The organism is Pseudomonas sp. SWRI111 (genome assembly GCF_014268555.1).
Lineage (GTDB): Bacteria > Pseudomonadota > Gammaproteobacteria > Pseudomonadales > Pseudomonadaceae > Aquipseudomonas > Aquipseudomonas hamedanensis.
The window spans coordinates 102230-128576 of the sequence record NZ_JABWQQ010000011.1 but is presented as its reverse complement, the minus strand read 5'-3'; the positions used below and the strand labels follow the sequence as shown (position 1 = coordinate 128576).

28 protein-coding genes are annotated in these 26347 nt (G+C 58.9%); 10 read left to right on the top strand and 18 right to left on the bottom strand.

What is annotated here, in order from left to right:
• Positions 1-55 precede the first annotated feature (55 nt).
• The gene (locus HU755_RS14950; protein WP_186633991.1) at positions 56-943 is read left to right on the top strand and encodes a LysR family transcriptional regulator; all 888 of its coding nucleotides are present in this window, start codon (positions 56-58) and stop codon (positions 941-943) included.
• A 100-nt stretch (positions 944-1043) separates the two neighbouring features.
• Here the strand turns inward: HU755_RS14950 and glpD are convergent, their stop codons facing one another.
• The 4 genes from glpD to HU755_RS14930 all read right to left on the bottom strand — a co-directional run bounded on the left by glpD (position 1044) and on the right by HU755_RS14930 (position 6161).
• Complete coding sequence (gene glpD / locus HU755_RS14945) at positions 1044-2579, bottom strand: glycerol-3-phosphate dehydrogenase (protein WP_186633876.1); 1536 nt, start codon at positions 2577-2579, stop codon at positions 1044-1046.
• A 299-nt stretch (positions 2580-2878) separates the two neighbouring features.
• Positions 2879-3634 carry a DeoR/GlpR family transcriptional regulator gene (locus tag HU755_RS14940; protein ID WP_007953179.1) on the bottom strand — a complete coding sequence of 252 codons (756 nt, stop codon included), beginning with the start codon at positions 3632-3634 and terminating at the stop codon, positions 2879-2881.
• A gap of 95 nt (positions 3635-3729) precedes the next feature.
• Positions 3730-5232: a glycerol kinase GlpK gene (gene glpK / locus HU755_RS14935; protein WP_186633873.1), complete on the bottom strand. Its 1503-nt coding sequence runs from the start codon at positions 5230-5232 to the stop codon at positions 3730-3732.
• 77 nt (positions 5233-5309) lie between these two features.
• Positions 5310-6161 (bottom strand): MIP/aquaporin family protein, encoded by an 852-nt coding sequence (locus HU755_RS14930; RefSeq protein WP_186633870.1) that lies wholly within the window; start codon positions 6159-6161, stop codon positions 5310-5312.
• A gap of 350 nt (positions 6162-6511) precedes the next feature.
• Here HU755_RS14930 and ybaK point away from each other — a divergent pair, with 350 nt between their 5' ends.
• Positions 6512-6982, top strand: a complete 471-nt coding sequence (gene ybaK / locus HU755_RS14925) for a Cys-tRNA(Pro) deacylase (RefSeq protein WP_186633867.1) — start codon at positions 6512-6514, stop codon at positions 6980-6982.
• Between the two features lie 94 nt (positions 6983-7076).
• Entirely contained in the window at positions 7077-7859 is a 783-nt protein-coding gene (locus HU755_RS14920) for a PhzF family phenazine biosynthesis protein (protein WP_186633863.1), read from the top strand.
• A gap of 117 nt (positions 7860-7976) precedes the next feature.
• Here the strand turns inward: HU755_RS14920 and HU755_RS14915 are convergent, their stop codons facing one another.
• Entirely contained in the window at positions 7977-9086 is a 1110-nt protein-coding gene (locus HU755_RS14915) for an ABC transporter ATP-binding protein (protein ID WP_186633860.1), read from the bottom strand.
• Positions 9083-10003, bottom strand: coding sequence for an ornithine carbamoyltransferase (gene argF, locus HU755_RS14910; RefSeq protein WP_186550020.1), 921 nt, complete (start codon positions 10001-10003; stop codon positions 9083-9085). Before argF ends, HU755_RS14915 begins: the two co-directional genes overlap by 4 nt.
• Before the next feature lie 403 nt (positions 10004-10406).
• On the opposite strand from argF, the gene HU755_RS14905 reads away from it, so the two are divergent.
• The 3 genes from HU755_RS14905 (at position 10407) to grxD (ending at position 13376) form a co-directional block, all read left to right on the top strand.
• On the top strand, positions 10407-10697 hold the full coding sequence (locus tag HU755_RS14905; protein WP_186550022.1) for a hypothetical protein: 291 nt from the start codon (positions 10407-10409) through the stop codon (positions 10695-10697).
• 134 nt (positions 10698-10831) lie between these two features.
• Positions 10832-12937 (top strand): molybdopterin oxidoreductase family protein, encoded by a 2106-nt coding sequence (locus HU755_RS14900; RefSeq protein ID WP_186633858.1) that lies wholly within the window; start codon positions 10832-10834, stop codon positions 12935-12937.
• A gap of 97 nt (positions 12938-13034) precedes the next feature.
• Positions 13035-13376 carry a Grx4 family monothiol glutaredoxin gene (grxD, locus tag HU755_RS14895; protein ID WP_186550026.1) on the top strand — a complete coding sequence of 114 codons (342 nt, stop codon included), beginning with the start codon at positions 13035-13037 and terminating at the stop codon, positions 13374-13376.
• Positions 13377-13574: 198 nt separating this feature from the next.
• Here grxD and bfr read toward each other — a convergent pair whose 3' ends face one another.
• The gene (gene bfr / locus HU755_RS14890; protein ID WP_186550028.1) at positions 13575-14048 is read right to left on the bottom strand and encodes a bacterioferritin; all 474 of its coding nucleotides are present in this window, start codon (positions 14046-14048) and stop codon (positions 13575-13577) included.
• Positions 14049-14248: 200 nt separating this feature from the next.
• Complete coding sequence (locus tag HU755_RS14885; RefSeq protein ID WP_003227725.1) at positions 14249-14467, bottom strand: bacterioferritin-associated ferredoxin; 219 nt, start codon at positions 14465-14467, stop codon at positions 14249-14251.
• Between the two features lie 312 nt (positions 14468-14779).
• Between HU755_RS14885 and HU755_RS14880 the strand changes: the two genes are divergently transcribed.
• The gene (locus HU755_RS14880; protein WP_186550030.1) at positions 14780-15382 is read left to right on the top strand and encodes a peroxiredoxin; all 603 of its coding nucleotides are present in this window, start codon (positions 14780-14782) and stop codon (positions 15380-15382) included.
• Between the two features lie 74 nt (positions 15383-15456).
• On the opposite strand, the gene rnt is transcribed toward HU755_RS14880, so the two are convergent.
• Positions 15457-16131, bottom strand: coding sequence for a ribonuclease T (rnt, locus tag HU755_RS14875; RefSeq protein ID WP_186550032.1), 675 nt, complete (start codon positions 16129-16131; stop codon positions 15457-15459).
• Complete coding sequence (pyrC, locus tag HU755_RS14870; RefSeq protein ID WP_186633855.1) at positions 16128-17174, bottom strand: dihydroorotase; 1047 nt, start codon at positions 17172-17174, stop codon at positions 16128-16130. The genes rnt and pyrC overlap by 4 nt, the downstream gene beginning before the upstream one ends.
• Positions 17175-17334: 160 nt before the next feature.
• On the opposite strand from pyrC, the gene HU755_RS14865 reads away from it, so the two are divergent.
• Together HU755_RS14865 and HU755_RS14860 are read left to right on the top strand one after the other, a co-directional pair.
• Positions 17335-18249: an OmpA family protein gene (locus HU755_RS14865; protein WP_186633851.1), complete on the top strand. Its 915-nt coding sequence runs from the start codon at positions 17335-17337 to the stop codon at positions 18247-18249.
• A 129-nt stretch (positions 18250-18378) separates the two neighbouring features.
• Entirely contained in the window at positions 18379-19596 is a 1218-nt protein-coding gene (locus HU755_RS14860; protein WP_186622245.1) for an argininosuccinate synthase, read from the top strand.
• A gap of 126 nt (positions 19597-19722) precedes the next feature.
• Here HU755_RS14860 and HU755_RS14855 read toward each other — a convergent pair whose 3' ends face one another.
• Positions 19723-20439, bottom strand: a complete 717-nt coding sequence (locus HU755_RS14855) for a hypothetical protein (protein ID WP_186633848.1) — start codon at positions 20437-20439, stop codon at positions 19723-19725.
• Positions 20440-20917: 478 nt separating this feature from the next.
• Here HU755_RS14855 and HU755_RS14850 point away from each other — a divergent pair, with 478 nt between their 5' ends.
• Positions 20918-21544, top strand: coding sequence for a response regulator transcription factor (locus tag HU755_RS14850; protein WP_186550040.1), 627 nt, complete (start codon positions 20918-20920; stop codon positions 21542-21544).
• An 89-nt stretch (positions 21545-21633) separates the two neighbouring features.
• On the opposite strand, the gene HU755_RS14845 is transcribed toward HU755_RS14850, so the two are convergent.
• From HU755_RS14845 to HU755_RS14815, 7 genes are all read right to left on the bottom strand, one after another.
• Positions 21634-21816, bottom strand: a complete 183-nt coding sequence (locus HU755_RS14845) for a PA3496 family putative envelope integrity protein (RefSeq protein ID WP_186633845.1) — start codon at positions 21814-21816, stop codon at positions 21634-21636.
• A 105-nt stretch (positions 21817-21921) separates the two neighbouring features.
• On the bottom strand, positions 21922-22560 hold the full coding sequence (gene nth / locus HU755_RS14840) for an endonuclease III (RefSeq protein WP_186622248.1): 639 nt from the start codon (positions 22558-22560) through the stop codon (positions 21922-21924).
• Entirely contained in the window at positions 22557-23138 is a 582-nt protein-coding gene (locus HU755_RS14835; RefSeq protein ID WP_186633842.1) for an Rnf-Nqr domain containing protein, read from the bottom strand. The genes nth and HU755_RS14835 overlap by 4 nt, the downstream gene beginning before the upstream one ends.
• Positions 23135-23740, bottom strand: a complete 606-nt coding sequence (locus HU755_RS14830; protein WP_186633839.1) for an RnfABCDGE type electron transport complex subunit G — start codon at positions 23738-23740, stop codon at positions 23135-23137. Before HU755_RS14830 ends, HU755_RS14835 begins: the two co-directional genes overlap by 4 nt.
• Positions 23737-24720 (bottom strand): RnfABCDGE type electron transport complex subunit D, encoded by a 984-nt coding sequence (locus HU755_RS14825; protein WP_186633837.1) that lies wholly within the window; start codon positions 24718-24720, stop codon positions 23737-23739. The genes HU755_RS14830 and HU755_RS14825 overlap by 4 nt, the downstream gene beginning before the upstream one ends.
• Positions 24707-25714: an electron transport complex subunit RsxB gene (rsxB, locus tag HU755_RS14820; RefSeq protein WP_186633834.1), complete on the bottom strand. Its 1008-nt coding sequence runs from the start codon at positions 25712-25714 to the stop codon at positions 24707-24709. Before rsxB ends, HU755_RS14825 begins: the two co-directional genes overlap by 14 nt.
• Positions 25711-26280 carry an electron transport complex protein RnfA gene (locus HU755_RS14815; protein WP_186633831.1) on the bottom strand — a complete coding sequence of 190 codons (570 nt, stop codon included), beginning with the start codon at positions 26278-26280 and terminating at the stop codon, positions 25711-25713. Before HU755_RS14815 ends, rsxB begins: the two co-directional genes overlap by 4 nt.
• Positions 26281-26347: the final 67 nt, after the last annotated feature.

Here is a 26347-nt window from a genome sequence, read left to right as displayed (position 1 = left end):
ATACGACTATGCTTAAAACAATGTTTGACAGGATTTAACAGTGAGCCCAACCACCATGTACTCTCACCTTAATCGGGTTCAAACGTTTCTCGCGGTGGTCGATTTTGGTTCTTATACCAAAGCGGCTAATTATCTGAGTATCAGCAAAGCCATGGCCAGCCTGCATGTCAAGGCGCTGGAGGAAGTGTTGTCGGCCACGTTGCTGATCCGCAATACACGTAATATTTCGCTGACGGAAATAGGTCAGGAGTTTTATGAAGAGTTCAAGGGGATTATCGCGGACATTGATAATGCTTTTGACAATGTATTGAAGGGTAATAATCGCGTATCTGGAAAGTTGCGCATAAGTTCCACCAGCGAGTATGGTGAGAAGTTTATTCTGCCGTTGATCCCGTTGTTTACCGAGCACTATCCGGATATTCGCCTGTGCTACAACTTCAACTCTTCGCTGAATGATCTGGTGGCAGAGAAGCTCGACCTGGTCGTTCGCTTGGGTAACTTGGCAGATTCGGCATTCAAAAGCCGAAAGCTGGCGGATTACGAAATCGTATTGGTCGCCACCGAAGGATTTCTCGCCCGGCATGCGGTTCGACAGCCTCAGGATCTGAATGGGGTACCATGGATTGCCAACAGCAATCTGCAGGCGCCGACACAGTGGCGCTTACGTGATGGTCTGGGTGGGGAGATCGAAGTCAACGGCACCAGCCACTTCGAGTCGAATTCCTCCACAGCAATTCGATCAATGACACTGTCCTCGCTGGGCGTGTCGGTACTGCCGGCCTGGGTGGTGGAAGACGATATTGCCAGTGGTCGTCTGGTGCGCCTGCTACCCGGTTACTCGCTGCCCTCGCAATCGATCAATGTGGTCTTTCCAAACACCCCACATCTGCCGCACAAATCGCGGGTTTTCATCGATTTTCTGTTGGTGCATCTGGGGCAGTGAGTTCATCCATCAAATGTCGTCAGGGGGGCTGGATTTTGCGGACACAACAAAAAAAGCCCCTGAATCTCTCGATCCAGGGGCTTTCGTTTGAACGGTGAGATCAAGCCGCCTCGATCTTCCGATTCTGCTCAACCTTGCCCAGATACGACGCCAGCTTCTGCTGCTCATCTGCCGTGGTGAACAACCCGAGCTTGGTGCGACGCCAGAGAATGTCGTGCGCAGTGGTCGCCCACTCTTCGCTGCACAGGTAATCGACCTCGCGGGTGTAGAGCCCGCCGCCAATGTGCTCACCCATGTCGGCCAGGGTTTCCACGCCTTCAAGCATGCGCCAGGTGCGGCTGCCGTAGGTGACGGCCCAGCGCCGGGCGATTTCTGTCGGGACAAAATCGAACTTGTCGCGAATCAGCGCGCTCAAGGCTTGCGGTGTGGTCATGTCTTCGCCGCCGGGCAGGGTGGCGGTGGCCGTCCAGCTCGGGCGCATCTGGGTGAAGAACGGCATCAACTGCGCCATCGCTGATTCGGCGAGTTTGCGGTAAGTGGTCAGCTTGCCGCCGAACACCGACAGCAGGGGCGCTTCTTCGCCGCCGCCAGACAACGCGAGGGTGTAATCGCGAGTGACGGCCGAGGGGTTGTCGGATTCGTCGTTGCACAGCGGCCGTACGCCCGAGTAGCTGTGCAGGATGTCATCGCGGCTGAGCTGCTGCTTGAAGTGGGCGTTGACCACTTTCAGCAGGTAATCGGTTTCCCCTTCGGTGATCGCGACTTTGGCCGGATCGCCGGTGTATTCGCGGTCGGTGGTGCCAATCAGGGTGAAGTGGTTCAGGTACGGAATGGTGAAAACGATGCGCTGGTCTTCGTTTTGCAGAATGTGCGCATGCTCACCTTCGTACAGTTTCGGCACGATGATGTGGCTGCCCTGAATCAGACGAATGCCGTACGGCGATTCCATCTTCAGGTCGTCACGGATGAATTTGGCTACCCACGGGCCGGCGGCGTTGACCAGCGCTTTGGCGGTAATCGAAAACAGGCTGCCGTCGGCGCGTTCCAGGTGCAGATGCCACAGGCCTTTGGCGCGACGGGCGCTGACACAACGGGTCTGGGTGTGCACATGGGCGCCTTTTTCGCGGGCGGCCATGGCGTTGAGCACCACGAGGCGGGCGTCATCGACCCAGCAGTCGGAGTATTCGAAGCCTTTCTTGATTTCACTTTTCAGCGCGCTGTCGGCGCCGAACTTCAGGCTTTTCGAACCCGGCAGCTTTTCGCGTTTGCCGAGGTTGTCATAGAGGAACAGGCCGGCACGAATCATCCACGCCGGACGCAGGTGCGGGCGGTGCGGCAGCACGAAGCGCATCGGCTTGACGATGTGCGGTGCCTTGGCCAGCAGCACTTCACGTTCGGCCAGCGCCTCACGCACCAGACGGAATTCATAATGTTCGAGATAGCGCAGGCCACCGTGGATCAGCTTGCTGCTGGCTGACGAAGTGTGGCTGGCGAGATCGTCCTTTTCGCAAAGGAACACCGAAAGACCGCGACCGGCGGCATCCGCTGCGATCCCCACGCCATTGATCCCGCCGCCGATTACGGCAACGTCATAGATCTCGGAGAGAGGGGGCGTACGCAAGGTAGAGGTGGACATCGGCTGGCCTCGGGCTCTTTTTGGTTTTCGATATTTGAAATCGAACATGAATGTTCATTTGCGAAAATGGTAGCCCATAAAGACGCGCGCAGCCAGTCGACTTCGATTGAAAAAACTCATCGAAGGGCAAAGAAAGGAAAATTTTCGAACATGAAGTGCGCGCAAGGGCGCGCAGGGCGTTAACCGATCGTTCCCATGCTCCGCGTGGGAATGCATCCATCGACGCTCTGCGTCGGCTGTTGGGGTGGGACGCAGAGCGTCCCGGGCTGCATTCCCACGCGGAGCGTGGGAACGAGCTACTAGACGACTTCCAGACGAATCTTGTGCTGGCTCAACAACTGCGCCAACGCCGGCACGGGTTGCTGATCGGTGACCAGGCAATCGATCAGGCTGATCGGCCCCAGTCGGATCATCGCGTTACGCCCGAACTTGCTCGAATCCGCCGCTAGAATCACCTGGCGCGCATTGGCAATGATCGCTTGGCTCACCCGCACTTCCTGATAATCGAAGTCGAGCAGGCTGCCGTCCTCATCGATCCCGCTGATGCCGACGAGCGCGAAATCAACTTTGAACTGATTGATGAAATCGACACTGGCCTGGCCGACAACACCGCCGTCACGGCGCACGTTGCCACCAGTCAGCAGCACGTCGAAGTCATCCTTGGCGCTGAGCATCGAGGCGACATGCAGGTTGTTGGTGATGATTTTCAGGTGGCTGTGATTGAGCAGGGCGCGGGCGATCGATTCGGTGGTGGTGCCGATGTTGATGAACAGCGAGGCGTGATCGGGGATCTGCGCGGCGATGGCTTCGCCGATGCGTTGCTTTTCATCGCGCATCTGGTCGGCGCGCATCGCATAGGCGGTGTTTTCGACGCTGGAATCATAGGCGGCGCCACCGTGGTAACGGCGCAGCAGATTGGCTTCGGCGAGCTGATTGATGTCGCGGCGAATGGTTTGCGGGGTGACTACGAACAGCGTGGCCATTTCCTCGATGCTCACATAGCCGCGTTCGCGGACCAGCTCGAGGATTTGCTGCTGACGGGGAGGCAGATTCATGGGGCTTCCTTTGGGCTGCCGTGCAAAATTTGCCCATGATGCCGCAGGAATCCGCTCCCGACCAGTTAGATGCCTATCTGTTACTCAAGCCTGGCTTATTCAGCGTCCTCACGCGCCCAGTCACGGGTGCGGCTGACGGCTTTTTTCCAGCCTTTGTAGAGTTTCTCTTTCTCGACTTCGTCCAGGCTCGGTTCGAACTCGCGCTCAATCACCGCTTTGCCGCGCAGTTCTTCCAGGCTGCCCCAGAAACCGCAGGCCAGACCAGCCAGGTACGCGGCGCCGAGTGCGGTGGTTTCGCGCATTTGCGGGCGTTCGACCTGGGTGCCGAGGATGTCAGCCTGGAACTGCATGAGGAAGTTGTTGGCGACCGCGCCGCCGTCCACGCGCAGGGCCTTGAGGCGTTCGCCGGAGTCCTGCTGCATGGCGTCGAGCACATCGCGGGTCTGGTAGGCGATCGATTCCAGCGCAGCGCGGATGATGTGGTCGACGCGCACGCCGCGGGTCAGGCCGAACAGCGCGCCACGGGCATACGGGTCCCAGTACGGTGCGCCCAGACCCGTGAACGCCGGCACCAGGTACACACCGTTGCTGTCCTTCACCTTATTGGCGAAGTACTCGGTGTCGTGGGCGTCATTGATGATCTTCAGTTCATCGCGCAGCCACTGCACGGTCGAACCGCCGTTGAACACCGCACCTTCCAGCGCATACGCCACTTCGCCACGCGGACCGCAGGCGATGGTGGTGAGCATGCCGTGCTGCGATTTCACTGCCTTGTCGCCGGTGTTCATCAGCAGGAAGCAGCCAGTGCCATAGGTGTTTTTCGCCTGGCCCGGCTCGACGCACATCTGCCCGAACAGCGCCGCTTGCTGGTCGCCGGCGATACCGCCGATGGCGATGCCGCTCTTGGTGCGCCCATAGATTTGCGAGGAGGCTTTGACCTCCGGGAGCATTTCGCGAGGAATGTCGAGGATCTCCAGCATCTTCGAATCCCATTCCAGCGAATGGATGTTGAAGAGCATGGTGCGCGAGGCGTTGGTGTAGTCGGTGACGTGTACCTTGCCGCCGGTAAATTTCCAGATCAGCCAGCTGTCGACGGTGCCGAACAACAGTTCGCCGTTGCGCGCGCGTTCGCGACTGCCTTCGACGTTGTCGAGGATCCACTTCAGCTTGGTGCCGGAGAAGTACGGGTCGGTGACCAGACCGGTAGTGTCGCGGATGTAGTCTTCGTGGCCATCGCGCTTGAGCTGCTGGCAGATCTCGGTGCTGCGGCGGCACTGCCAGACGATGGCATTGTACACCGGGCGACCGGTGGTCTTGTCCCACACCACGGTGGTTTCGCGCTGGTTGGTGATACCGATGGCAGCGACCTGATCATGATGCAGGCCGGCCTGAGCCAGTGCTTCGACCATCACGGCGCTCTGGGTGGCGAAGATTTCCATCGGGTCGTGTTCGACCCAGCCAGCCTGCGGGTAATGCTGGACGAATTCGCGCTGTGCGGTGCAGACCACGTTCGCATCGCGGTCGAAAATGATCGCGCGGGAGCTGGTCGTACCCTGATCGAGGGCAATGATGTAGTTCTTGTTCTGAATGTCGGTCATGTCGATTGCCTTGGACGAAATAAGGGAGAGTGGGCCGGGGCGCAGGCTCTATCGGGCAGGAGCCGGCGCCGACTGTTTCAAGAAGTTCTTGGTTTGCCGTCAATGGCCGGTTCTGCATCCTTTGTAGCAGGTGTGGCGCCGGTCAGGTGGCGGGCGATCAGCCCGCGATACCCGGCAGCGCCGAGGCAGGCACCGACAATCGGTGCAAAAATCGGAATCAGGAAGTACGGAATATTGCGGCCGCCAGTGAAGGAAATTTCACCCCAACCGGTAAAGAAAGTCATCAGCTTCGGACCGAAGTCACGGGCCGGGTTCATCGCGAAACCGGTCAGCGGGCCCATCGAACTGCCGATCACGGCAATCAGCAAACCGATCAGCAGCGGCGCCATCGGGCCTCGCGGCAGACCGTTGTTGTCATCGGTCAGGGCCATGATCACGCCCATCAGGATCGCGGTGATGATCATCTCGACCAGGAATGCCTGAGCCGTCGAGAGCACCGGATTGGGGTAGGTCGAAAACACCGAGGCCAGTTCCAGGCTGGCGGCCGAGCCGCGAACCATTTGGTGAGTCTGTTCGAAATCGAAGAACAGGTTGCTGTACAGCGTGTACACCAACAGCGCGCCGCAGAAGGCGCCGGCGATTTGCGAAAGAATGTAGAACGGCAGTTTGCGCTTTTCAAAGTCAGCGAAGATTGCCAGGGCGATGCTCACGGCAGGGTTCAGATGCGCGCCGGAAACCCCGGCGGTGAGGTAGATCGCCATGCTCACGCCGACGCCCCAGATGATGCTGATTTCCCAAAGGCCGAAGCTCGCGCCCGCGACTTTGAGCGCGGCGACACAACCAGTGCCGAAGAAGATCAGTAACGCAGTCCCCAGAAACTCGGCCATGCATTGGCCCGAAAGCGATGGTTGCGGTAAAGCAGTTGTCATTGAAAACCTCGGTTTTTGTTGTTGTCTGGCGCCTTGCCGTCACGGCAGGGCGCGATTTTCACCGGGTTGGAATCCCCATTCGTTTCCCGGTTTACTGCTGGGTGCTGCGATGTCGCTGATTCTTGCATTATTCAGATTCGAAAAAATATAGACAAGAAACAAACCTGTCAAAGGTCGAAAGTGAACTACCGGTCACAATAAAACTATTCGCTGGGTGAATGATCAGCGCAGAGGCGCGCCCGAATATGTCTACAGGCCACGGCAATCGCGGCCGGAGATAGAGCCTTTTGCCAAGTGATGCCCTAGAATCGACCGCAGGTTTTTCTCTGATTGCCGGACCCGGAGCTGCCATGACCCCAGCGTTGGACTTGTTGAAAAAAGTTCGTGCCGAACATCGCGTGCACAGTTACGAACATGATCCGAAGGCCGCGTCCTACGGGCTCGAGGCCGCGGAGAAACTGGCGCTTGCGCCGGCCCAGGTGTTCAAGACCCTGCTGGCATCCAGCGAAAAAGGTGAGTTGCTGGTGGCGGTGGTGCCGGTCGTCGGAACGCTCGACCTCAAAGGGCTGGCGCATGCCGCCGGAGTGAAAAAAGCCGAAATGGCCGATCCGGCTGCGGCGCAGCGTTCCACCGGTTATCTGTTGGGCGGTATCAGTCCGCTGGGGCAGAAGAAACGCCTGCGCACCTTCATCGATACCTCGGCCCAGGCGTTTGCGACTATTTATGTCAGCGCCGGTCGACGCGGACTGGAAGTCGAACTGGCGCCTGCGATACTTGCGCAACACACACAGGCGACATTTGCCGACATCGGCCGCGCATAGCCTCGCGCTGTATGCAGAAAATTCGCCGGTTCTGTCACTGGCGCTGAGGTCGCAGTCGCTGCAAGCTTGCGCCAACTCACTCAGGGAGAAAGTCATGCAGCTTGCGTTTCATCAGGTCGACGCGTTCAGCGATCGGCCGTTCAGCGGCAATCCGGCGATGGTTTATCGGCTCGAGGCATGGCTGGCGGATGAGTTGATGCAGAAGATCGCCGCCGAACACAACCTCGCGGAAACGGCGTTTCTGGTGCGTGAGGGCCAAGCCTGGCATATCCGCTGGTTCACCCCGACCACTGAAGTACCGTTGTGTGGGCACGCCACGTTGGCCAGCGCATTTGTGCTGTTCGACATCTATAAGGAAAGCGCCGAGCGCATCGACTTCACCTGCAAGTCCGGCCCGTTGAGTGTCAGCCTCGAAGGCGATCGGCTGTGGCTGGATTTTCCGACGATCGTGCCTTCGGAAATCGGCGTGACGCTGGACGTCGAGCGGGCGCTCGGCGTGGAGGCGGTTGACGTACTCGGTTCCAACGAATTGTTCGTGGTGCTGGACTCGGAGCAGGCCGTGCTCGATTGCAAGCCGGACATGGCGGCGCTGGCGAAACTGCCGTGGCTGGGCGCGATCGTCACCGCGCGTGGGAATCAGCACGACTTCGTCTCGCGCTATTTCGCCCCGGCCATCGGCATCGATGAAGACCCGGTGACCGGGTCGACCCACTGCAGCCTCATTCCGTATTGGGCCAAACGGCTGGGCAAGTCGAACCTGACCGCATGCCAGCGCTCGGCGCGGGGCGGGGAGTTATTCTGTCGGCTGGAGGGGGAGCGGGTGAAGATTGGCGGGAATGCGACGCTGGTGGCCAGCGGCACCCTTCACCTGAGTTGACCGCCATCCATTGTAGGAGTGAGCCTGCTCGCGATAGCGGTTTATCGGTCAACATCTTCGGCGACTGATAGACCGCTATCGCGAGCAGGCTCACTCCTACAGGGGTATGGTGTTTGATCAGAGGCTGGTGCTGAACCGGCGCACGCCGTTCTCAACCACCGGAATCTGCGCCGCGGTGCTGCCGGAGGCCTGGAACAGCACCAGATGATCAGCCGCTACACGAATCCCCACTTGCGCCCCGACCAGATGATCGGCATGGCTGGGGAAGATCGATTCCAGTTGTGCACCGGTCGGCAGTTGCAGGCGATACAACGTTGCCGCACCGAGGAACGTCTTGCCGACAATCTGCGCTTTCAAGGCACTGTCCGGTGCATAAACGATGTCATCCGGACGCAACAGCACATCCACCGCACCGCCAATCGGCCAGGTGTAAGCGCGATTGCCGCGCAGTTCACCCAGTTCCGTCTGCACCGATTCCGGGCTGGCGAGCTGGCCGCGAATGAAATAGCCCTGGCCGATGAAACTGGCGACATAAGGCGTCGCCGGTTCGTGGTAGAGGTTGTACGGCGTGTCCCATTGCTCCAGCCGACCCTCCTTGAACACGCCAACGTGATCGCTGACGGCGAAGGCTTCTTCTTGATCGTGGGTGACGAGGATCGCACTGGTGCCCCGGGACTTGAGAATGTCGCGCACTTCATGGCTGAGCTTGCGTCGCAGTTCGCCATCGAGGTTGGAAAACGGCTCGTCGAGCAGCAGCAGTTGCGGTTCTGGCGCCAGAGCTCGGGCGAGGGCGACGCGTTGTTGCTGGCCGCCGGACAATTCGTGCGGGAAACGTTTGCCAAGGTTTTTCAGGTTGACCAGTTCGAGCAGCTCTTCGGTGACGCGGGTCTTGTCGGGATGCTTGCGGATACCGAAGGCAATGTTATCGGCGACACTCAGGTGCGGGAACAGCGCGTAGTCCTGAAACACCATACCGATGCGGCGCTTCTCCGGTGCCAGGGTAAACCCGGCGCTGGACAGCGTCTCGCCGCCGAGGGTGATCTCACCTTCGTGCACCGGTTCGAAACCGGCGATGGCGCGCAGGGTGGTGGTTTTGCCGCAGCCGGACGAACCGAGCAGGCAACCGATGTCACCGGCGTTGAGGTGCAGATTGAGGTTCTGCACCACACGTTGATCTTGATAGCCGCAAGCGAGGTTGCGCAGGTTCAGCAGTAATTCATGGCTCATGCGTGGTGATATGCCGGTTCGACGAGGAACTCGAGCAGGGCCTTCTGTGCGTGGAGACGGTTTTCTGCCTGATCCCAGGCGACGGAGCGCGGGTCATCAAGCAGGTCGAGGCTGATTTCTTCGCCGCGGTGCGCCGGCAGGCAATGCATGAACAGCACGTCCTCGGCAGCGAGGTCGAGCAGCGCACGATTGACCTGGAACGGGGCGAACAGCTTGAGGCGTTTGGCAGTTTCCTCTTCCTGGCCCATCGAAGTCCAGACATCGGTGCTAACCAGATGCGCACCGCGCACCGCGTCTTGCGGGTCACGGACGATGCTCACGCGATCGCCGGCCCGGGCGACGAACTCGGGGTTGGGCTCGTAGCCTTCAGGACAGGCAACGCGTAACTGGAAGTCGAACTGGATCGCCGCTTCTATATAGCTGTTGCACATGTTGTTGCCGTCACCGATCCAGGCCACGGTCTTGCCCTGAATCGAGCCACGGTGTTCAAGGAAGGTCTGCATGTCGGCCAGCAACTGGCACGGGTGCAGGTCGTCGGACAGGCCGTTGATCACCGGCACGCGCGAGTTGGCCGCAAATTCGGTCAGGGTGCTGTGGGCGAAGGTGCGGATCATCACCGCATCGAGCATGCTCGACATGACGATGGCACAGTCGCTGATCGGCTCGCCACGGCCCAGTTGGGTGTCGCGCGGGGACAGGAAGATCGCCTGGCCGCCGAGCTGGATCATGCCGGCCTCGAAGGAGATCCGGGTACGGGTCGAGGATTTCTCGAAGATCATCCCCAGCACGCGGTTTTTCAGAGGCTCGAACAGTACGCCGCGGTTACGCAGGTCCTTGAGCTCAACGCCTCGACGGATCACGCTGACCAGCTCTTCGGGCGTGCAATCCATCAGGGAGAGAAAGTGCCTTGCGCTCATCATTGACTACCTTTTTGCTACAAACCGCAGATGCTCAAAGCCTTGTTTAACGGAACAACGGGCGAGACCTGCGGCGTAAGCCGCACGGGGCGACGAAATAGGGGGAGGCGCGATATTGACACTAAATGTCGCGTTACGCCAATAGGCTACGGTGTTTGCAGGATTCGCAGGGCGCAGTGCCGTGGCACTTGCGCAAATGAAGCCGGATTCAGTAAAGCAGCGAGCCTCTTTGTACACTGGCCCCGCCGGGCTTGGCAATGCGCCGCGGCGGCGACGGTGTGGCCTTGGTCGGTTTACGGCCACGGCGCCGTGTATTCGCTTGGTCGGATGTTCAGATTGAAACATTTGCTAAAGCAAAGTGCTGGGTTATAAATGACTTTCGAGCGACGCAGGAAGCCTCCGCATGGAATCGAAAGAACAACTGTTAATGGAACTGCTGGGCCACACGGCTCGCTCTCTGACCCATCTCACCGCGTCGGTCACCTCGATGTCGTTCGAGTTGCTGCGCAGTGAAGATGAAGTGGTCAAGTCGGCCGGGCGGCACATGATCGACCGCATGGCGACGATCAGCGCCGGGCTTGATGAGCATTGGCGGTTGATCGGCGAACTCACCGGCGTACACGTCGCCCACGAGCAGATCGAAACCATTCAGGAAATCCAGCTGGCCGCGCCACCCCAGTTGCCACCCAACTGATCGCTCCGGTTTATCGGTGCACCTGATAGCCGTCGATTCACAAGACGAACGTCGCTGGCGCGGGATCAGCGCACGGGCCATAGTTTTGTTCCCGCGGGTGCGATTGCCCGCCCAGAACAAGACAGAGACTGGCCATGACCAAGACTCTTCACCACCGTGCTTGCCACCTGTGCGAAGCCATTTGCGGGCTGACCATCGAAACCACAGAAACCGATGGCAACGTCGCGATCACCTCGATAAAGGGCGATGCCCTCGACACCTTCAGCCGTGGCCACATCTGCCCAAAGGCCGTGGCCCTGCAGGACATCCAGAATGATCCGGACCGCCTGCGCCAGCCCATGCGCCGGGTCGGCAGCGAGTGGTTGCCAATCGAATGGGACGAAGCGTTTGCGCTGGTGGCAGAAAAACTGGCGGCGATTCAAGAGCGGCATGGACAAAACGCGGTGGCGGTCTATCAGGGCAACCCGAGCGTGCACAACTATGGGCTGATGACCCACAGCAACTATTTCCTTGGCCTGTTGAAGACGCGCAATCGTTACTCGGCGACTTCGGTCGATCAATTGCCGCACCACTTAAGCAGCTATTTGATGTACGGCCATGGCCTGTTGCTGCCGATTCCGGACATCGACCACACCGATTTCATGCTGATCCTCGGCGGCAATCCTCTGGCTTCCAACGGCAGCATCATGACCGTGCCGGATGTCGAAAAGCGCCTCAAGGCGATTCAGGCGCGCGGCGGCAAAGTGGTAGTGGTCGATCCGCGACGTAGTGAAACCGCAGCGATGGCTGATCAGCATGTGTTTGTTCGCCCCGGTGGCGATGCAGCACTGTTGTTCGGGATGCTCAACACGCTGTTCAGCGAAGGGCTGGCCCGCGACAGTCACTTGCCGGTCGATGGGCTGGACGATGTGCGCAGCGCCGTGGCGTCATTCACCGCCGAGGCCATGAGCCCGCTGTGCGCGGTGCCTGCCGGGCAGATCCGCCAACTGGCCCGGGATTTCGCTGCCGCGCCGACAGCCGTCTGCTACGGACGCATGGGCGTCTCGACCCAAGCCTTCGGCACCCTGTGCCATTGGCTCGTGCAGTTGATCAACCTGGTCACCGGCAACCTCGATCGTGTTGGCGGCGCCCTGTGCACCGAGCCCGCGGTGGATTTGGTGGCCTCGACCTCGGGCGGGCATTTCAACAAGTGGCAAAGCCGTGTATCGGGGCGGCCCGAGTACGGCGGCGAGTTGCCGGTGTCGGCGCTGGCCGAAGAAATGCTCACCGCCGGTGACGGGCAGATTCGTGCGCTGGTCACTGTGGCTGGCAATCCGGTGCTGTCGACACCCAACGGCCGGCAATTGGAGCAGGCGCTGGATGGCCTCGACTTCATGGTCAGCATCGACCTGTACATCAACGAAACCACGCGGTATGCCGATCTGATCCTGCCGTCGACCTCGGCGCTGGAGAACGATCACTACGACACCACGTTCAATCTGTTCGCGGTGCGCAATGTCACGCGTTTCAATCGTGCAATCCTTGCCAAACCCGAAGGCGCGCTGCACGACTGGGAAATCTTCGTCGGGCTGGCCAAGGCGTTTGCCGAGCGGACCGGCAAGGAACTGAAGCCAACGATGCCGCCGGCGAAAATGATTGATATGGGCCTGCGCATGGGCCGCTACGGCGATGCGTCCGAACAGAAACTGTCATTGGCGACCCTGTTCGATCATCCGCACGGCATCGACCTTGGCGCGCTGAAACCGAATCTGGCCACACGCCTGAAAACACCGAATCAGCGTGTTCAGGCTGCACCGCCGGAAATCCTCGCCGACCTCGCACGCTTTGCTGCCTTGCAGGCGCCGGCAGCCGATGAGCTGTTGATGATCGGTCGCCGCCATGTGCGCAGCAACAATTCCTGGATGCACAACTTTCACCGGTTGGTGAAGGGCAAGCCGCGTCATCAGTTGCTGATGCACCCCGATGATCTGGCCAGCCGGGGGCTTGCCGATGGGCAGCGCGTTCGGGTGAGCTCGCGGGTCGGGCAAATTGAAGTGGAGGTGCTCGCCAGTCTCGACATGATGAAAGGCGTGGTCAGCTTGCCGCACGGTTGGGGCCATGCACGGCCAGGCGTGCAGATGGCGATCGCCAGCAGTCAGCCGGGGTCGAGTGCCAATGACCTGACCGATGAATGCCAGCTCGACGAACTGTCGGGCAACGCTGCATTGAACGGCGTGCCGGTGACGGTGGCGGCGGCTTGAGGATGTCTGTCGGGGAGACCGAGCAGGGCGCTCGGGATTCCGTTACAATGCGCCACCGTGCCGACCCATGAGTCGGAAAGTTCAGCCGAGGTGCTCCATGGATATCATCGAAACGATTAAAGAGCAGATTGCCAACAACACCATTCTGCTTTACATGAAAGGCTCGCCGAATGCCCCGCAATGCGGCTTCTCCGCGAAAGCTGCACAGGCTGTGATGGCCTGTGGCGAAAAGTTCGCTTACGTGGACATCCTGCAGAACCCGGAAATCCGCGCCAACCTGCCAAAGTACGCCAACTGGCCGACTTTCCCGCAACTGTGGGTCGGCGGTGAACTGATCGGCGGCAGCGATATCATGACCGAGATGGCTGCTGACGGTTCGCTGCAAAGCACCATCAAGGCAGCTGTCGAAGCGGCTGCGACGAACAAGTCCGAAGCCTGATTCGCCTCCCTGTAGGAGTGAGCCTGCTCGCGATAGCGTTCTGTCAGTTAGTAAAGTATTGACTGACACACCGCTATCGCGAGCAGGCTCACTCCTACAGGGGGTGTGGTGTTGCTTGAATTGCACCAGCCAATAAAAAGCCCCGCACCTCGAAAGAGGGCGGGGCTTTTTAGTGTCTCGGATCTGGCGAATGTCAGATCATTCTTCGCCCATCTGCGACTGCAGGTAGTTTTCCAGGCCAATCTTGTCGATCAGGCCCAGTTGGGTTTCCAGCCAGTCAATGTGTTCTTCCTCGGACTCGAGAATGTCCTCAAGCAATTCACGGCTGCCAAAGTCGCCGACGGATTCGCAATGTGCGATCGCCACTTTCAGATCGGCGTGGCCGGTCTTCTCGATACGCAGGTCGCACTCGAGCATTTCGCGGGTGTGTTCGCCGATATGCAGCTTGCCCAGATCCTGCACGTTCGGCAGGCCTTCGAGGAACAGGATGCGCTTGATCAGCTTGTCCGCGTGCTTCATCTCGTCGATGGATTCTTTGTACTCATGCTTGCCGAGCTTGTTCAGGCCCCAATCTTCATACATGCGTGCATGCAGAAAGTATTGATTGATCGCGACCAGCTCATTGGCAAGGATCTTGTTGAGATGCTGGATGACTGTAATGTCGCCTTTCATGATCGGAGTCCTGCCCTGTAATAACCGTATATAGAGCAGAGTTTGAGCTTCGTGTTTATAAGTGTCAAACCTAAGTTATTGAATAATAAATGAAAATTAATCGGAATAAGAATGTTTGTGTTCCGCGTCTAGCGTCTAAGCAATTGATTTTCAGGCATAAAAAAACCGGACATAAGTCCGGTTCTTGGAAAATGGGGGATTTACGCGGCAGTAAATTCTACCGGGTAGGGGATCGCGGCCTGGGCGGTTTGCAGCTTGGTCAGGGTTTCGCGCACCACTTCCTTGGCAAGGCAGGCGCATTTGCCACACTGGCTGGCGACGCCGGTGGCCTGGCGAACTTCTTTGTAGCTGCAGCAACCTTCATAGATCGCTTCGCGAATCTGTCCGTCGGTGACGCCAGTGCAGAGGCAAACATACATAAGTAAGAACCGTCGCTGGTTGTGACTCAATTGCGATGGATCTTAATGTTAACGAGAATGATTGTCAAAGTGCTTTCTGAAAGCTTCCCGGCCTGATGGGCCTGTGGCTGACGAACGGTATCGATCGCCATTCGCCCGGTCGCTTGAAAGCCGGTTGATCGGTCCGACAGGGAAAATCCGTTAAGGACAGGCCAAAAACGCAGTGTATGATGGTCGTCCCTTGCGAAGAGGGTTCGTGTCACAGGGCTGTCGCCTGAGGGTGACAGGCTGGCCCGGACCCTGAACTTCAAGTCTTTACACCAGGAGATATCAATGAGCGTACTCGTAGGCAAACAAGCCCCTGACTTCACCGTCCCGGCCGTACTCGGCAATGGCGAGATCGTTGACAGCTTCACCCTGTCGTCGGCCATCAAAGGCAAATACGGCCTGGTGTTCTTCTACCCGCTGGACTTCACCTTCGTCTGCCCGTCCGAGCTGATCGCTCTGGACAACCGCATGGAAGACTTCAAGGCACGCAACGTTGAAGTGATCGCGGTGTCGATCGACTCGCACTTCACCCACAACGCCTGGCGCAACACCCCAGTGAACAATGGCGGCATCGGCCAGGTGAAATACACCATGGCTGCCGACATGAAGCACGACATCGCCAAGGCGTACGACGTTGAATCCGAAGGCGGCGTAGCGTTCCGTGGCGCATTCCTGATCGACGACAAAGGCGTGGTTCGCTCGCAGATCATCAACGACCTGCCACTGGGCCGTAACATGGAAGAGCTGATCCGTCTGGTCGATGCGCTGCAATTCCACGAAGAGCACGGCGAAGTCTGCCCGGCCAACTGGAAAAAAGGCGACAAAGGCATGGACGCTTCGCCAGAAGGCGTTGCCAAGTACCTGACCGAGAACGCTGCCGGCCTGTAAGGCGCAACGTCGAGGCACAAAAAAACCGGCTCAGTGAGCCGGTTTTTTTACGCGCGGGATTTGTCCGACCTCGTTCAGTCGTCGAAATCTTCCCAGCCGCCCATCTGCTTCCAGCGGTTGACGATGCCGCAGAACAGCTCAGCGGTTTTCTCGGTGTCGTAACGCGCCGAGTGCGCCTCACGTCCGTCAAAATCGATGCCGGCGGCCTGACAGGCTTTCGCCAGCACGGTTTGCCCATAGGCCAGACCGGCGAGCGTCGCGGTATCGAAACTGGAAAACGGGTGGAAGGGGTTACGCTTCATGTCCAGCCGCGCAACCGCCGCGTTGAGAAAGCCCAGATCGAAGCTGCTGTTGTGCCCGACCAGAATCGCACGCTTGCAGCCGTTGGCCTTCAATGCCTTGCGAATGCCGCGGAAAATGTCGGTCAGCGCGGTTTCTTCACTGACGGCCATGCGCAGCGGGTGATCGAGCTTGATGCCGGTAAATTCCAGAGCCGCCGCTTCAACGTTGGCGCCTTCGAATGGCTCGACACGGAAGAAATAGGTGTGGTCTGGATAAACGAAACCCTTTTCATCCATGGCGACGGTGGTCGCGGCAATTTCCAGCAAGGCATCGGTGGCCGCGTTGAAACCACCGGTTTCTACGTCGACGACCACCGGCAGGTAACCACGAAAACGTGCTGCCATGGGATGACGCGGGCCGCCGCCACTCTGACCGTCCAGTTCGTCGTCGAAATGGTCTTCACTCACGCGTGTTCCTCCAGCAGGCGCCAGCGCAGTTTTTCACCGGCGCGCAGCGGGATAACGGTCAGCTCGCCAAACGGCAGGCTGGTCGGGGCGGTCCATTCGTCACGAACCAGGGTGATGCGATCGGTGTTCGCCGGCAGGCCGTAAAAGCGCGGGCCGTTGAGACTGGCGAAGGCTTCGAGCTTGTCCAGCGCATTGCGCTGTTCGAACGCTTCGGCATACAACTCGATGGCAGCATAGGCGGTGTAGCAGCCGGCGCAGCCGCAAGCGGCTTCCTTGGCGTGCTGCGCGTGCGGTGCCGAGTCGGTGCCGAGGAAAAACTTTGCGCTGCCGCTGGTGGCGGCGTCGAGCAGGGCTTCCTGATGCGTATTGCGCTTGAGAATCGGCAGGCAGTAGAAGTGCGGCCGAATTCCGCCTACCAGCATGTGGTTGCGGTTGTACAGCAGGTGATGCGCGGTGATGGTCGCGCCGACGTTGGCCGAAGCCTCGTTGACGAACTGCACGGCGTCGCCGGTGGTGATGTGTTCGAACACCACTTTCAGCGTCGGGAAGCGTTCGACCACGCGGCGCATGTGCTCGTCGATGAAAATCTTTTCGCGGTCGAACACATCGACGTCGCCACGGGTGACTTCACCGTGGATCAACAGCGGCATGCCGACTTCGGCCATGGCTTCCAGCGCCGGGAAGATCTTGTCGATGCTGGTCACGCCGGAATCGGAGTTGGTGGTCGCTCCGGCCGGGTACAGCTTGGCGGCGTGCACGAAGCCGCTGGCCTTGGCCTCGCGGATTTCTTCGGGCTGGGTGCGGTCGGTGAGGTACAGCACCATCAACGGCTCGAACTGACTGCCGGCCGGGCGGGCAGCGAGAATGCGCTGACGATAGCCGTCGGCTTCAGCGGCGTTGCGCACCGGCGGTACCAGGTTGGGCATGATGATGGCGCGACGGAAGGTGCGCGCAACATCGGCAACGGTATTGGTCAACACGGCACCATCGCGAAGATGAATGTGCCAGTCGTCGGGACGCAGCAGGGTCAGGCGGTCGGACATGAGGGGATTCCAGGCGGGTCAAACTGAGGCGAATGCTACCGGAAAAGACTCTTGCAGGCACTCGCTATCAAGTTTTGCCGACAGTGTCCGATATCCCGAAGGTATGCCGTAAACATTGTGTGAATCGGTGTTTGTGTTTCACAAGCCAATGGAGCCTCCCGTGCGCCAGCGTTATTTAGCCTTGCTCAGTGTGTTTGCCAGCCTTCCCGCGATGGCGCTGACGTACCAGACCCGTCTGGAGAGCATTGAGTGGACGGTCGCCGGCGACAAGTTCGAATGCCGTCTGACCCAGCCGATCACCGATTTCGGCTCGGGCGAATTCGTGCGCAAGGCCGGCGAGCAGGCGATTTTTCGTCTCAACGCTTATAACGCCATGCTCGGCGGCGGATCGGCAACGCTGCTGGCTGCCGCTGCGCCGTGGCAGCCGGGGCGCGGCGACATCAATCTGGGCAGCGTCAGGCTGGGCAGTGGCAACGTGCTGTTCAACAGCTCGCAATCGCAGGCCGGTGGCTTGATCAGTGGTTTGCTGGATGGCCGCAGCCCGGTAGTGCGCCGCGCGTCTGGCGATGGCCGTATTTCGGAAGTACGTCTGCTTCCGGTGAAATTCAGCAAAGCGTTCAACGATTACCAGACCTGTGTGGCGAAGTTGCTGCCGCAGAATTTTGATCAGATCAAGCAATCGCAGATAGGCTTTCCCGGCGAAGGCGTTGACCTGGACCCGGCCGCCAAGGCCAAGCTGCAAGTCATGCTCGACTATATGAAGGCCGATCCGACGGTCAATCACATCGAACTCGACGGCCATTCCGACAACAGCGGCAATCGGTTGACCAATCGTGAGTTGTCGCGTCGCCGGGCGCTGGCGGTGGTCGATTTCTTCAAGGCCAACGGCATTCAGGAATCACAGATCACCGTGCGCTTCCATGGCGAGCAATACCCCATTGTGCCGAACACCAATAAGGCCAATCGCGCGAAGAATCGTCGGGTCAATGTCAAACTGGCACGCGTGGCACCGACAACGGCCCCGGTTCCAGCACCGCAAGCGAGCACGCCGGCCAGCACCGCAGCGACTTCCTGACTCGCCGGTCATCGTCGCGCTCTCGAAACATTCTGTCGCTTTGTCGTCTTAAGCTGTCGCGCCTCTGTAAATTATCGCGTTTGAGCGGTAGACTCCCCGGCTTTCCGTAGAACCCCGTGGAGTGATGGCATGGCGGACGTAAACAAGGTCGTTCTGGCGTATTCCGGCGGCCTGGACACTTCGGTGATCCTCAAGTGGCTGCAGGATACTTATAACTGTGAAGTGGTGACCTTCACCGCTGATCTCGGTCAAGGCGAAGAGGTCGAGCCGGCCCGCGCCAAGGCCCAGGCCATGGGCGTCAAAGAAATCTACATCGACGACCTGCGCGAAGAGTTCGTGCGTGATTTCGTGTTCCCGATGTTCCGCGCCAACACCGTTTACGAAGGTGAGTACCTGCTGGGTACGTCCATCGCACGTCCGCTGATCGCCAAGCGCCTGATCGAAATCGCCAACGAAACCGGCGCCGACGCCATTTCCCATGGCGCCACCGGCAAGGGCAACGACCAGGTGCGTTTCGAGCTGGGTGCCTACGCACTCAAGCCAGGCGTGAAAGTCATTGCGCCGTGGCGCGAGTGGGACCTGCTGTCGCGCGAGAAGTTGATGGACTACGCCGAGAAGCACGCGATTCCGATCGAACGCCACGGCAAGAAAAAATCCCCGTACTCGATGGACGCCAACCTGCTGCACATTTCCTATGAAGGCGGCGTGCTGGAAGACACCTGGACCGAGCACGAAGAAGACATGTGGCGCTGGACCGTCTCCCCGGAGAACGCTCCCGACACCCCGCAATACCTGGAACTGACCTACCGCAACGGCGACATCGTGGCCCTGGACGGCGTCGAAATGACCCCTGCCACCGTACTGGCGACGCTGAACAAGATCGGTGGCGAGCATGGCATCGGCCGTCTGGACATCGTCGAAAACCGTTACGTCGGCATGAAGTCCCGTGGCTGCTACGAAACCCCGGGCGGCACGATCATGCTGCGCGCTCACCGCGCCATCGAGTCGATCACTCTGGACCGCGAAGTCGCTCACCTCAAGGATGAGCTGATGCCGAAGTACGCCAGTCTGATCTACACCGGTTACTGGTGGAGCCCGGAGCGTCTGATGCTGCAACAGATGATTGACGCTTCGCAAGTCAACGTGAACGGCGTGGTGCGCCTGAAGCTGTATAAAGGCAACGTCATCGTGACCGGCCGCAAGTCCGACGATTCGCTGTTCGATGCCAATATCGCAACCTTCGAAGAAGACGGCGGTGCTTACAATCAGGCTGACGCAGCGGGCTTCATCAAGCTCAATGCGCTGCGCATGCGCATTGCTGCCAACAAGGGCCGCAAGCTGTTCTGAGTGACTCAGACTGACGCGCAATGAAAAAACGGCCGTGTCGCAAGACAAGGCCGTTTTTTTTACAGAATTCTTGATCGGGCTGCCATGGGGCAGTTTTTTTCAGCGATCGAGCGAGCGAGTAATGCTTCATTCCCGCCCCAGCAAGGTCAGTGTTTGCGACCCCAAGTTATAAATGATGCAGCGGGGTGAGCCTTTCTTCGTGTGCTTGATGTGCCGCATTGCCTGCCGCATCCGCGAAACATCCGACGCCTGACTGGACAGAAACACGATGGCATGGGCGGTTTTCTTGTCGGTGTGTCGAATTTTATCCAGCAAGATGTCCATCTCTCTAAAAACATCAACCTCTCGTGCATCAATGATATGCAGATGTCTGACGGCGGCGGGCAGCCGGATATCGTGATGTAAGACCGGACTGCTGCCGGGAGCGAGGTTTGTCGGTGGATCAAGCGAGTTATGGGTTTCGTATGCTTCCTTGCATTGAGTGTTATCGGTTTTTGCGGGCACGATGCGGCTGGTTACTTTGAGCGCATAGTGCCGGACAGTCGGGAGGCCGGTCGCAGATCCTTTCTTGTCGCGTTCATTGTTATCGATGGCCTTCAAGAAATTCTTGTCATTGCCAAAATCAGAAGGTGAATAGAGCGAGCGGTGGTTGAAGTTCAGAGTGATGAAGAACAGGAGCAGCAAGTAAAAAGGAAAACTGATCAGAAACCAGACATAGATTGCACGGTCATGGTGGTCGAGGAACGGCAGGGATACCGCTGCTGATGTTTCTGATATGAGCGCGAAGATGGCAATGACGGTCATGGGGTTGGTTATTTTGTTTTTAATTCTTAGTGTGGTCATATTGTTTTTTCTTACTCTCGGAAAGTGTGTGTTTGGGGTAACTTGATTGCAGTATGATGTTTTTCTTGGGTACTTATATTTATAGCAAAAGAATATGTTTAAGTATCGGACTGTGTTTCAGGTTTTTATGAAGTTCCGGCTGCACTAGTATTTATGGGAGAGCCGGGGGGAGGGCGGAGTTTCAGGCTGGCGGGTGGCGGTTCTGCCGCAGGCCAGCGGATGCGATGAGTATTGGCACCACCGCGAGAGGCTGCAAAATCGCGAGCGGAAGTTGTTACGAATTGCAAGCGGAAGTATTCCTTCGGTGCGAAGCGGGTACTGTCCGATAAACAAAGCGAATTTTTGTGGGAATTATCCTCAATCGGTGTAGGGAATGTCTCGCGATGTAAGTGCGTGTCAGACTTGGCATGCCATGGGGCAAGTGACTGGGATATTGTGCGTGTTCTAAAAAATCGAACCGCGAAAACTGGACCTGCCCATGAATAAAGTGCTGATCGTGGATGACCACCCCGTCATTCGGCTTGCAGTGCGTATGCTGATGGAACGGCATGGCTACGAAGTCATTGCAGAAACTGACAATGGTGTCGATGCCTTGCAGATTGCTCGCGAACAAATGCCGGATATTGTCATTCTGGATATTGGAATACCGAAACTTGATGGCCTGGAAGTTATTGCGCGTCTGACGTCCACCGCCATGCCTATCAAAGTCCTGGTTCTGACCTCGCAGGCGCCGGGACATTTTTCGATGCGCTGCATGCAATCAGGCGCGGCGGGATACGTCTGTAAACAGCAGGATCTGACTGAACTGCTTAGCGCCATCAAGGCGGTTCTCTCTGGCTACAGTTATTTTCCCAATCAGGCGCTGCATACCGTGCGTACCAGCCTGGGCAATGCCAGTGAAGCCGACATGGTCGATCGTCTTTCCGGACGGGAGATGATGGTGCTGCAACAGTTGGCGCGGGGTAAAACCAACAAGGAAATCGCCGACGGTATGTTTTTGAGTAACAAGACGGTGAGTACCTACAAAACCCGCTTGTTATTGAAGCTCAACGCCCGCTCGCTGGTTGATCTGATCGAACTTGCACAACGCAACGGACTTGTTTGAGTACTCGCGTAGCTGACAGGGTCATGGGCCGATCGCATTCAGCTAGTCGCAGAAAGTAAAAAGCCTCCGGGTCGGGAGGCTTTTAAAACTCAGAGGTCAAAATCGTAATCGGCCAATTGCCGTTGCAATCGGCGCTCCTCCAGCAGGTTATCGATGGTGCGACGTTTGCTCAGGTTGGTTTTCGCCACCTCGACCACTACAGGTTCCACGTCGTCCGCGTCCGCGACGACAAAATCTTCGTCTACATCCAATTGTTCTTTGTCGGTACTCATCGGTTAACTCCCGGCTAAGACTGCCTTTGGCGCCCCTTATATCGACAATACTGCGGCGGGTAAAAAAGATTTTTTCAATCGATGGGTGCAAAAACCTGATAACGCTCAATCGTCCGAGGTTTTGGCTTTGTATTCGCACAGATCCTCGATGCGGCAGCTGCCACACCGCGGTTTACGCGCCAGGCAGACGTAACGACCGTGCAGAATCAGCCAGTGGTGGGAGTCGAGCAGGAATTCTTTAGGTACAAACTTCATCAGTTTCTTTTCCACCTCGACCACATTCTTGCCCGGTGCAATGCCGGTGCGATTGCTGACGCGGAAAATGTGCGTGTCGACCGCCATGGTCAACTGGCGAAACGCGGTGTTGAGCACCACATTGGCGGTCTTGCGTCCTACGCCGGGCAGGGCTTCAAGTTCTTCGCGGGACTGCGGGACTTCACTGTTGTGGCGCTCAACCAGCAAACGGCAGGTTTCAATGACGTTTTTTGCTTTGCTGTTGTACAAACCAATGGTCTTGATGTACTCGGACAAGCCTTCGACACCCAAGGCGTAGATCGCCGCGGGGGTATTGGCCACCGGGAACAGTTTTGCAGTGGCCTTGTTGACGCCCACGTCAGTGGATTGCGCCGAAAGAATCACCGCGATCAACAGTTCGAAAGGCGATGAGTAGGCCAGTTCGGTCTTCGGTTCGGGATTGTCTTCGTGCAGGCGGCGAAAGATCTCGAGACGTTTTGCGGCATTCATAGATGATGCGTTTCCTTGGTAACAGAGTGCGGGCGAGTCATCGCCTGACGGGCCGCCAACAACAGCCCCAACACTATAAAGGCGCCGGGAACCAGCGTGAACAGATGCAGCCCCTCGCTGAATACAACCAGGCCATGCCAGTGTTCAAACAAGCCCTGACCCAGACTGCCGCGTCCGATGACTTCACGCAGCCCGGCAAGCAGCAGCATCAGGCTGGCGAACAGACCGCAGCGTCTGCAGCGCACGGCCAGCGGATAGCGAAAGAAACCGCTGTGTTCCAGCACCACGCATTGCCAGGCGATCAACCCCGCATAGAGGGCCGAAGTCTGATACCAGGGCAGAAACCAGCGCTGCGCAATGATCTCGGCACAGCTGGTGATTGTGGCTGCGAGTACCACGCTTGCCAGCACTGCGCTTGCCAGCGTCAGGCGCGACCGCAAGGCAGACATGCACACGCCATAGCCGATGAGCACCGCAAAGAATAACAGGGTGGTCCCGAACGCCGCGCCCAGAGAGCCGGAAGCGCCGAGCAACGGCACCAGCATCAAGGCGCTTGCCGAGGTTGCCGCTGAGTTCATGTGCCGTTCTCCAGCAACGCCGACCGATGCGCGTCGAAGTAACGCAGCGCATCACGGATGGCCTCAAGGGTAGCGCGGGAAGTGATGGTCGCCCCGGCCATCTGATCAAACTGTCCCTGATCTTTTTTCAGCGCCCAGCCTGCGTCCGGGGGGGCAGTGAGCGATTTGCCGGTAAACATCTGCAGCCAGGCATTCGGCCAGTCACCGACAGGACCACCGAGGGCCGGTGTTTCGGTGTGCTTGAGCGTCTTCACGCCCATCAGCCTGCCGGTGGAATCGATAGCGATCAGCAATTCAAGCGGGCCCGCGTAGCCTTGGGTCTGACTGCGCAACAGCACCGCGACCGGCAGCCCAGCCTTGGTCGCACGATAGCCGGCTGTCAATTTGCTGTGGAGCAAGGCCGTGTCGACCAGTGTCAGTGGTTGTTCCAGCGGTTGATTGTCATAGCGCTCGGCGGGCAGCACATCGAGCAGCTTGCGGCTGTCGATCAGACGCTGTTCGGCGGCAATCTGCGGCGCGCTGCTGCGCTGTAACAGGTACGTCACGCTCATTCCGGCGATAGCCAGTAAAACCACCGTCAGGACATTTTTCGTACGGCTCATGGGGCAACCTGCGTTTGCCGCCTGGCGGCAAACCGCTCCAGCGTCGGAACACACAAATTCATCAGCAGCACCGCAAACGCGACACCGTCAGGATAGCCGCCCCATGCACGGATCAAATAGGTCAGCAGGCCGACGCCGACGCCGAACAGCAGGCGGGCAAGGGCACTTTTGGCACCGGACACCGGTTCGGTAATGATGAAAAAGGCGCCGAGCATGGTCGCGCCGCTCAGCAGATGGAACAGCGGCGAGCCATTTGAATCCGACCCGGAGCCGTTCCAGCAAAACAGGCTGATCAGCGTCAGGCTGGCAAGCATGCCCAGCGGCGCGTGCCAGCCGAACACTCGGCGCTGGAGCAAAAACAGACCACCGGCAAGAAACGCCAGATTCACCGACTCCACCCCGCGCCCGGCGAAATGACCGAACGCGGGATGTCCGGCGAACAGCTCGTCCATGGTCAGGCTTTTGTTGATGCGCAAAGCGTCCAGCACGGTGGCCTGCACCCACGCGTCCGGCGCTTGCGACGAAGCGAACACCTGTTGCAGGGCGCTGAACAGATCCATGCCCTGGGCAGGCCACTGGGTCATCGGCTGCGGGAACAGCACGATCGCCAGAGCGAAACCGAGCATCGCCGGGTTGAACGGGTTCTTCCCGAGGCCGCCGTACAGGTGTTTGCCGAACAACAAGCCGGCAGCCATCGCCGTCACGGTCAGCCACCAAGGGCAATAGGGTGGCAACGCGGCGCCCAGCAATGTTGCGCTGACCAACGCGCTGCCATCGCTCAGCGTGGCCCGCATGGCCTGACCGCGCAGCTTTGTCACCGCCGCCTCGACGAACAACCCGGTGGTGACGCACAGGGCCAGGTTAATCAATGCCCCCCAGCCATACACCCATAACAAGACCAACAATCCAGGAACGACGGCGAGCAGCACTCGTTTCATCGCCTGCGGCAGGCGATCATCCGTGGACTCAAGGGGCAGCATGGTCTTGCACCAGACGTTCGGCGTTCCGTAGCGCTTGTTCCAGCGTGGCGATCTGTTCCGGTGGCGCTTCTGCTGCCTGGGCTTTTTTCAGTTCGGCGCGGCGCATGGCCAGTTGAATCTTCGCTCGCTTCAGCTCCGCGTCTGCCGCCGGGGCCGGGGTTGCTGCCGGAGCCGGCACAGCCGCGCGTTCGAGTTCAACCAGCGCCTGTTCGGCCGCTTCGAACTGTTGTTGCAGCACGATCAGTTGCGACTGTTGTTCGAATGTCGGCGGGTGGCCGAACGCTTTCAGCGACTTGTGCAGTTGCGCACGGCTCATCGCCACGTCGATTTTGGCTTTTTTCAACGCCGCGTCTGCGTTTGCGGTCTTTTGCGCTCGCACCCGCTCCAGTGCCGCCTGCACGGGATCCGCAGTCGAGACTGGCGGCTGGACTGCGCGTCTGGCCCGGGCTTCGCGCTCAGCCTGCTTTTGCTGTTCCTCGCGTTGCAGGCGAGCGTTGCGCCGCTCGAAGCGCTGGCGGGCATGATCGCGTTTGGCATTGCGCGCGCGTTGCTCGTCGAGGCTGAAGGCCAGGCCCCCGGTGACCGGCAATGCTGTGGGTGGCAAAGGGCGCATTTCGATGCAATCGACCGGGCAGGGCGCCACGCACAAGTCGCAGCCGGTGCACTCATCAATCAATACGGTGTGCATCAGTTTTGCTGCGCCGACGATGGCGTCGATCGGGCACGCCTGAATGCACTTGGTGCAGCCGATGCATTCGGCTTCGCGGATATACGCCACTTGCGGTGGCGCCGCGCCGCGGCTGACGTCCAGTTCCAGCACCGGCACTTTCAACAACTCGGCCAGGGCCGCAATGGTTTCGTCACCCCCCGGCGGGCATTTGTTGATCGGCTCGCCATCGGCGATGCCTTGCGCGTACGGTTTGCAACCCGGATGGCCGCATTTGCCGCACTGGGTCTGCGGCAAAAGGGCGTCGATGCGCTGAATCAGACTCATGTTTTGATCAGTCCACTGAATCCGAGAAAAATCACTGCGATCAGTCCGGCCCCGATCAGATCGATCGGCAGGCCGCGAAAGGGCAGGGGGATATCGTTGTCGGCGCTGCGTTCGCGTAAATCGTTGAACAGGCCAAGCACCAGCCAGAAGCCGAGTCCGGCACCGAGGCTCAGGGCTGTCGCGTGCAGCAGGCCTTTACCGTTTTGGGCGTTGATCAATGCCAGTCCAAGCACACCGGCATTGCCCAGCAACAGCGGCCATAGCCCATCGAATGGCAGGTTTGGCAGCCAACGCGCCAGCCGCTTCACCAGCGGCGCAATCAGTAACACGCTTAACGGCAGGAACACGAACAGGCGCAAGGCTTGCAGCTGCAGTGGCACGAGCAGCCAATGCCAGACCGCGTAACCGATGACACCGACAATCACCATCAGACACAGCGTCGCCAGCCCCAACGCATGCACCTGGCGACGACTGCTCGCCAACAGCGGGTCGACGCCCAGCGGCCAGTGCAACACCAGGTTGTTGAGCAGCGCAGCACTGATAAGCGTAAGCACAAGTTCGGTCATGGTTCTGCCGGCGAAACGGGCGGATTTCTCGTAAGGTCAGGCATTATCCGGTCAACGCGGTGGCAGG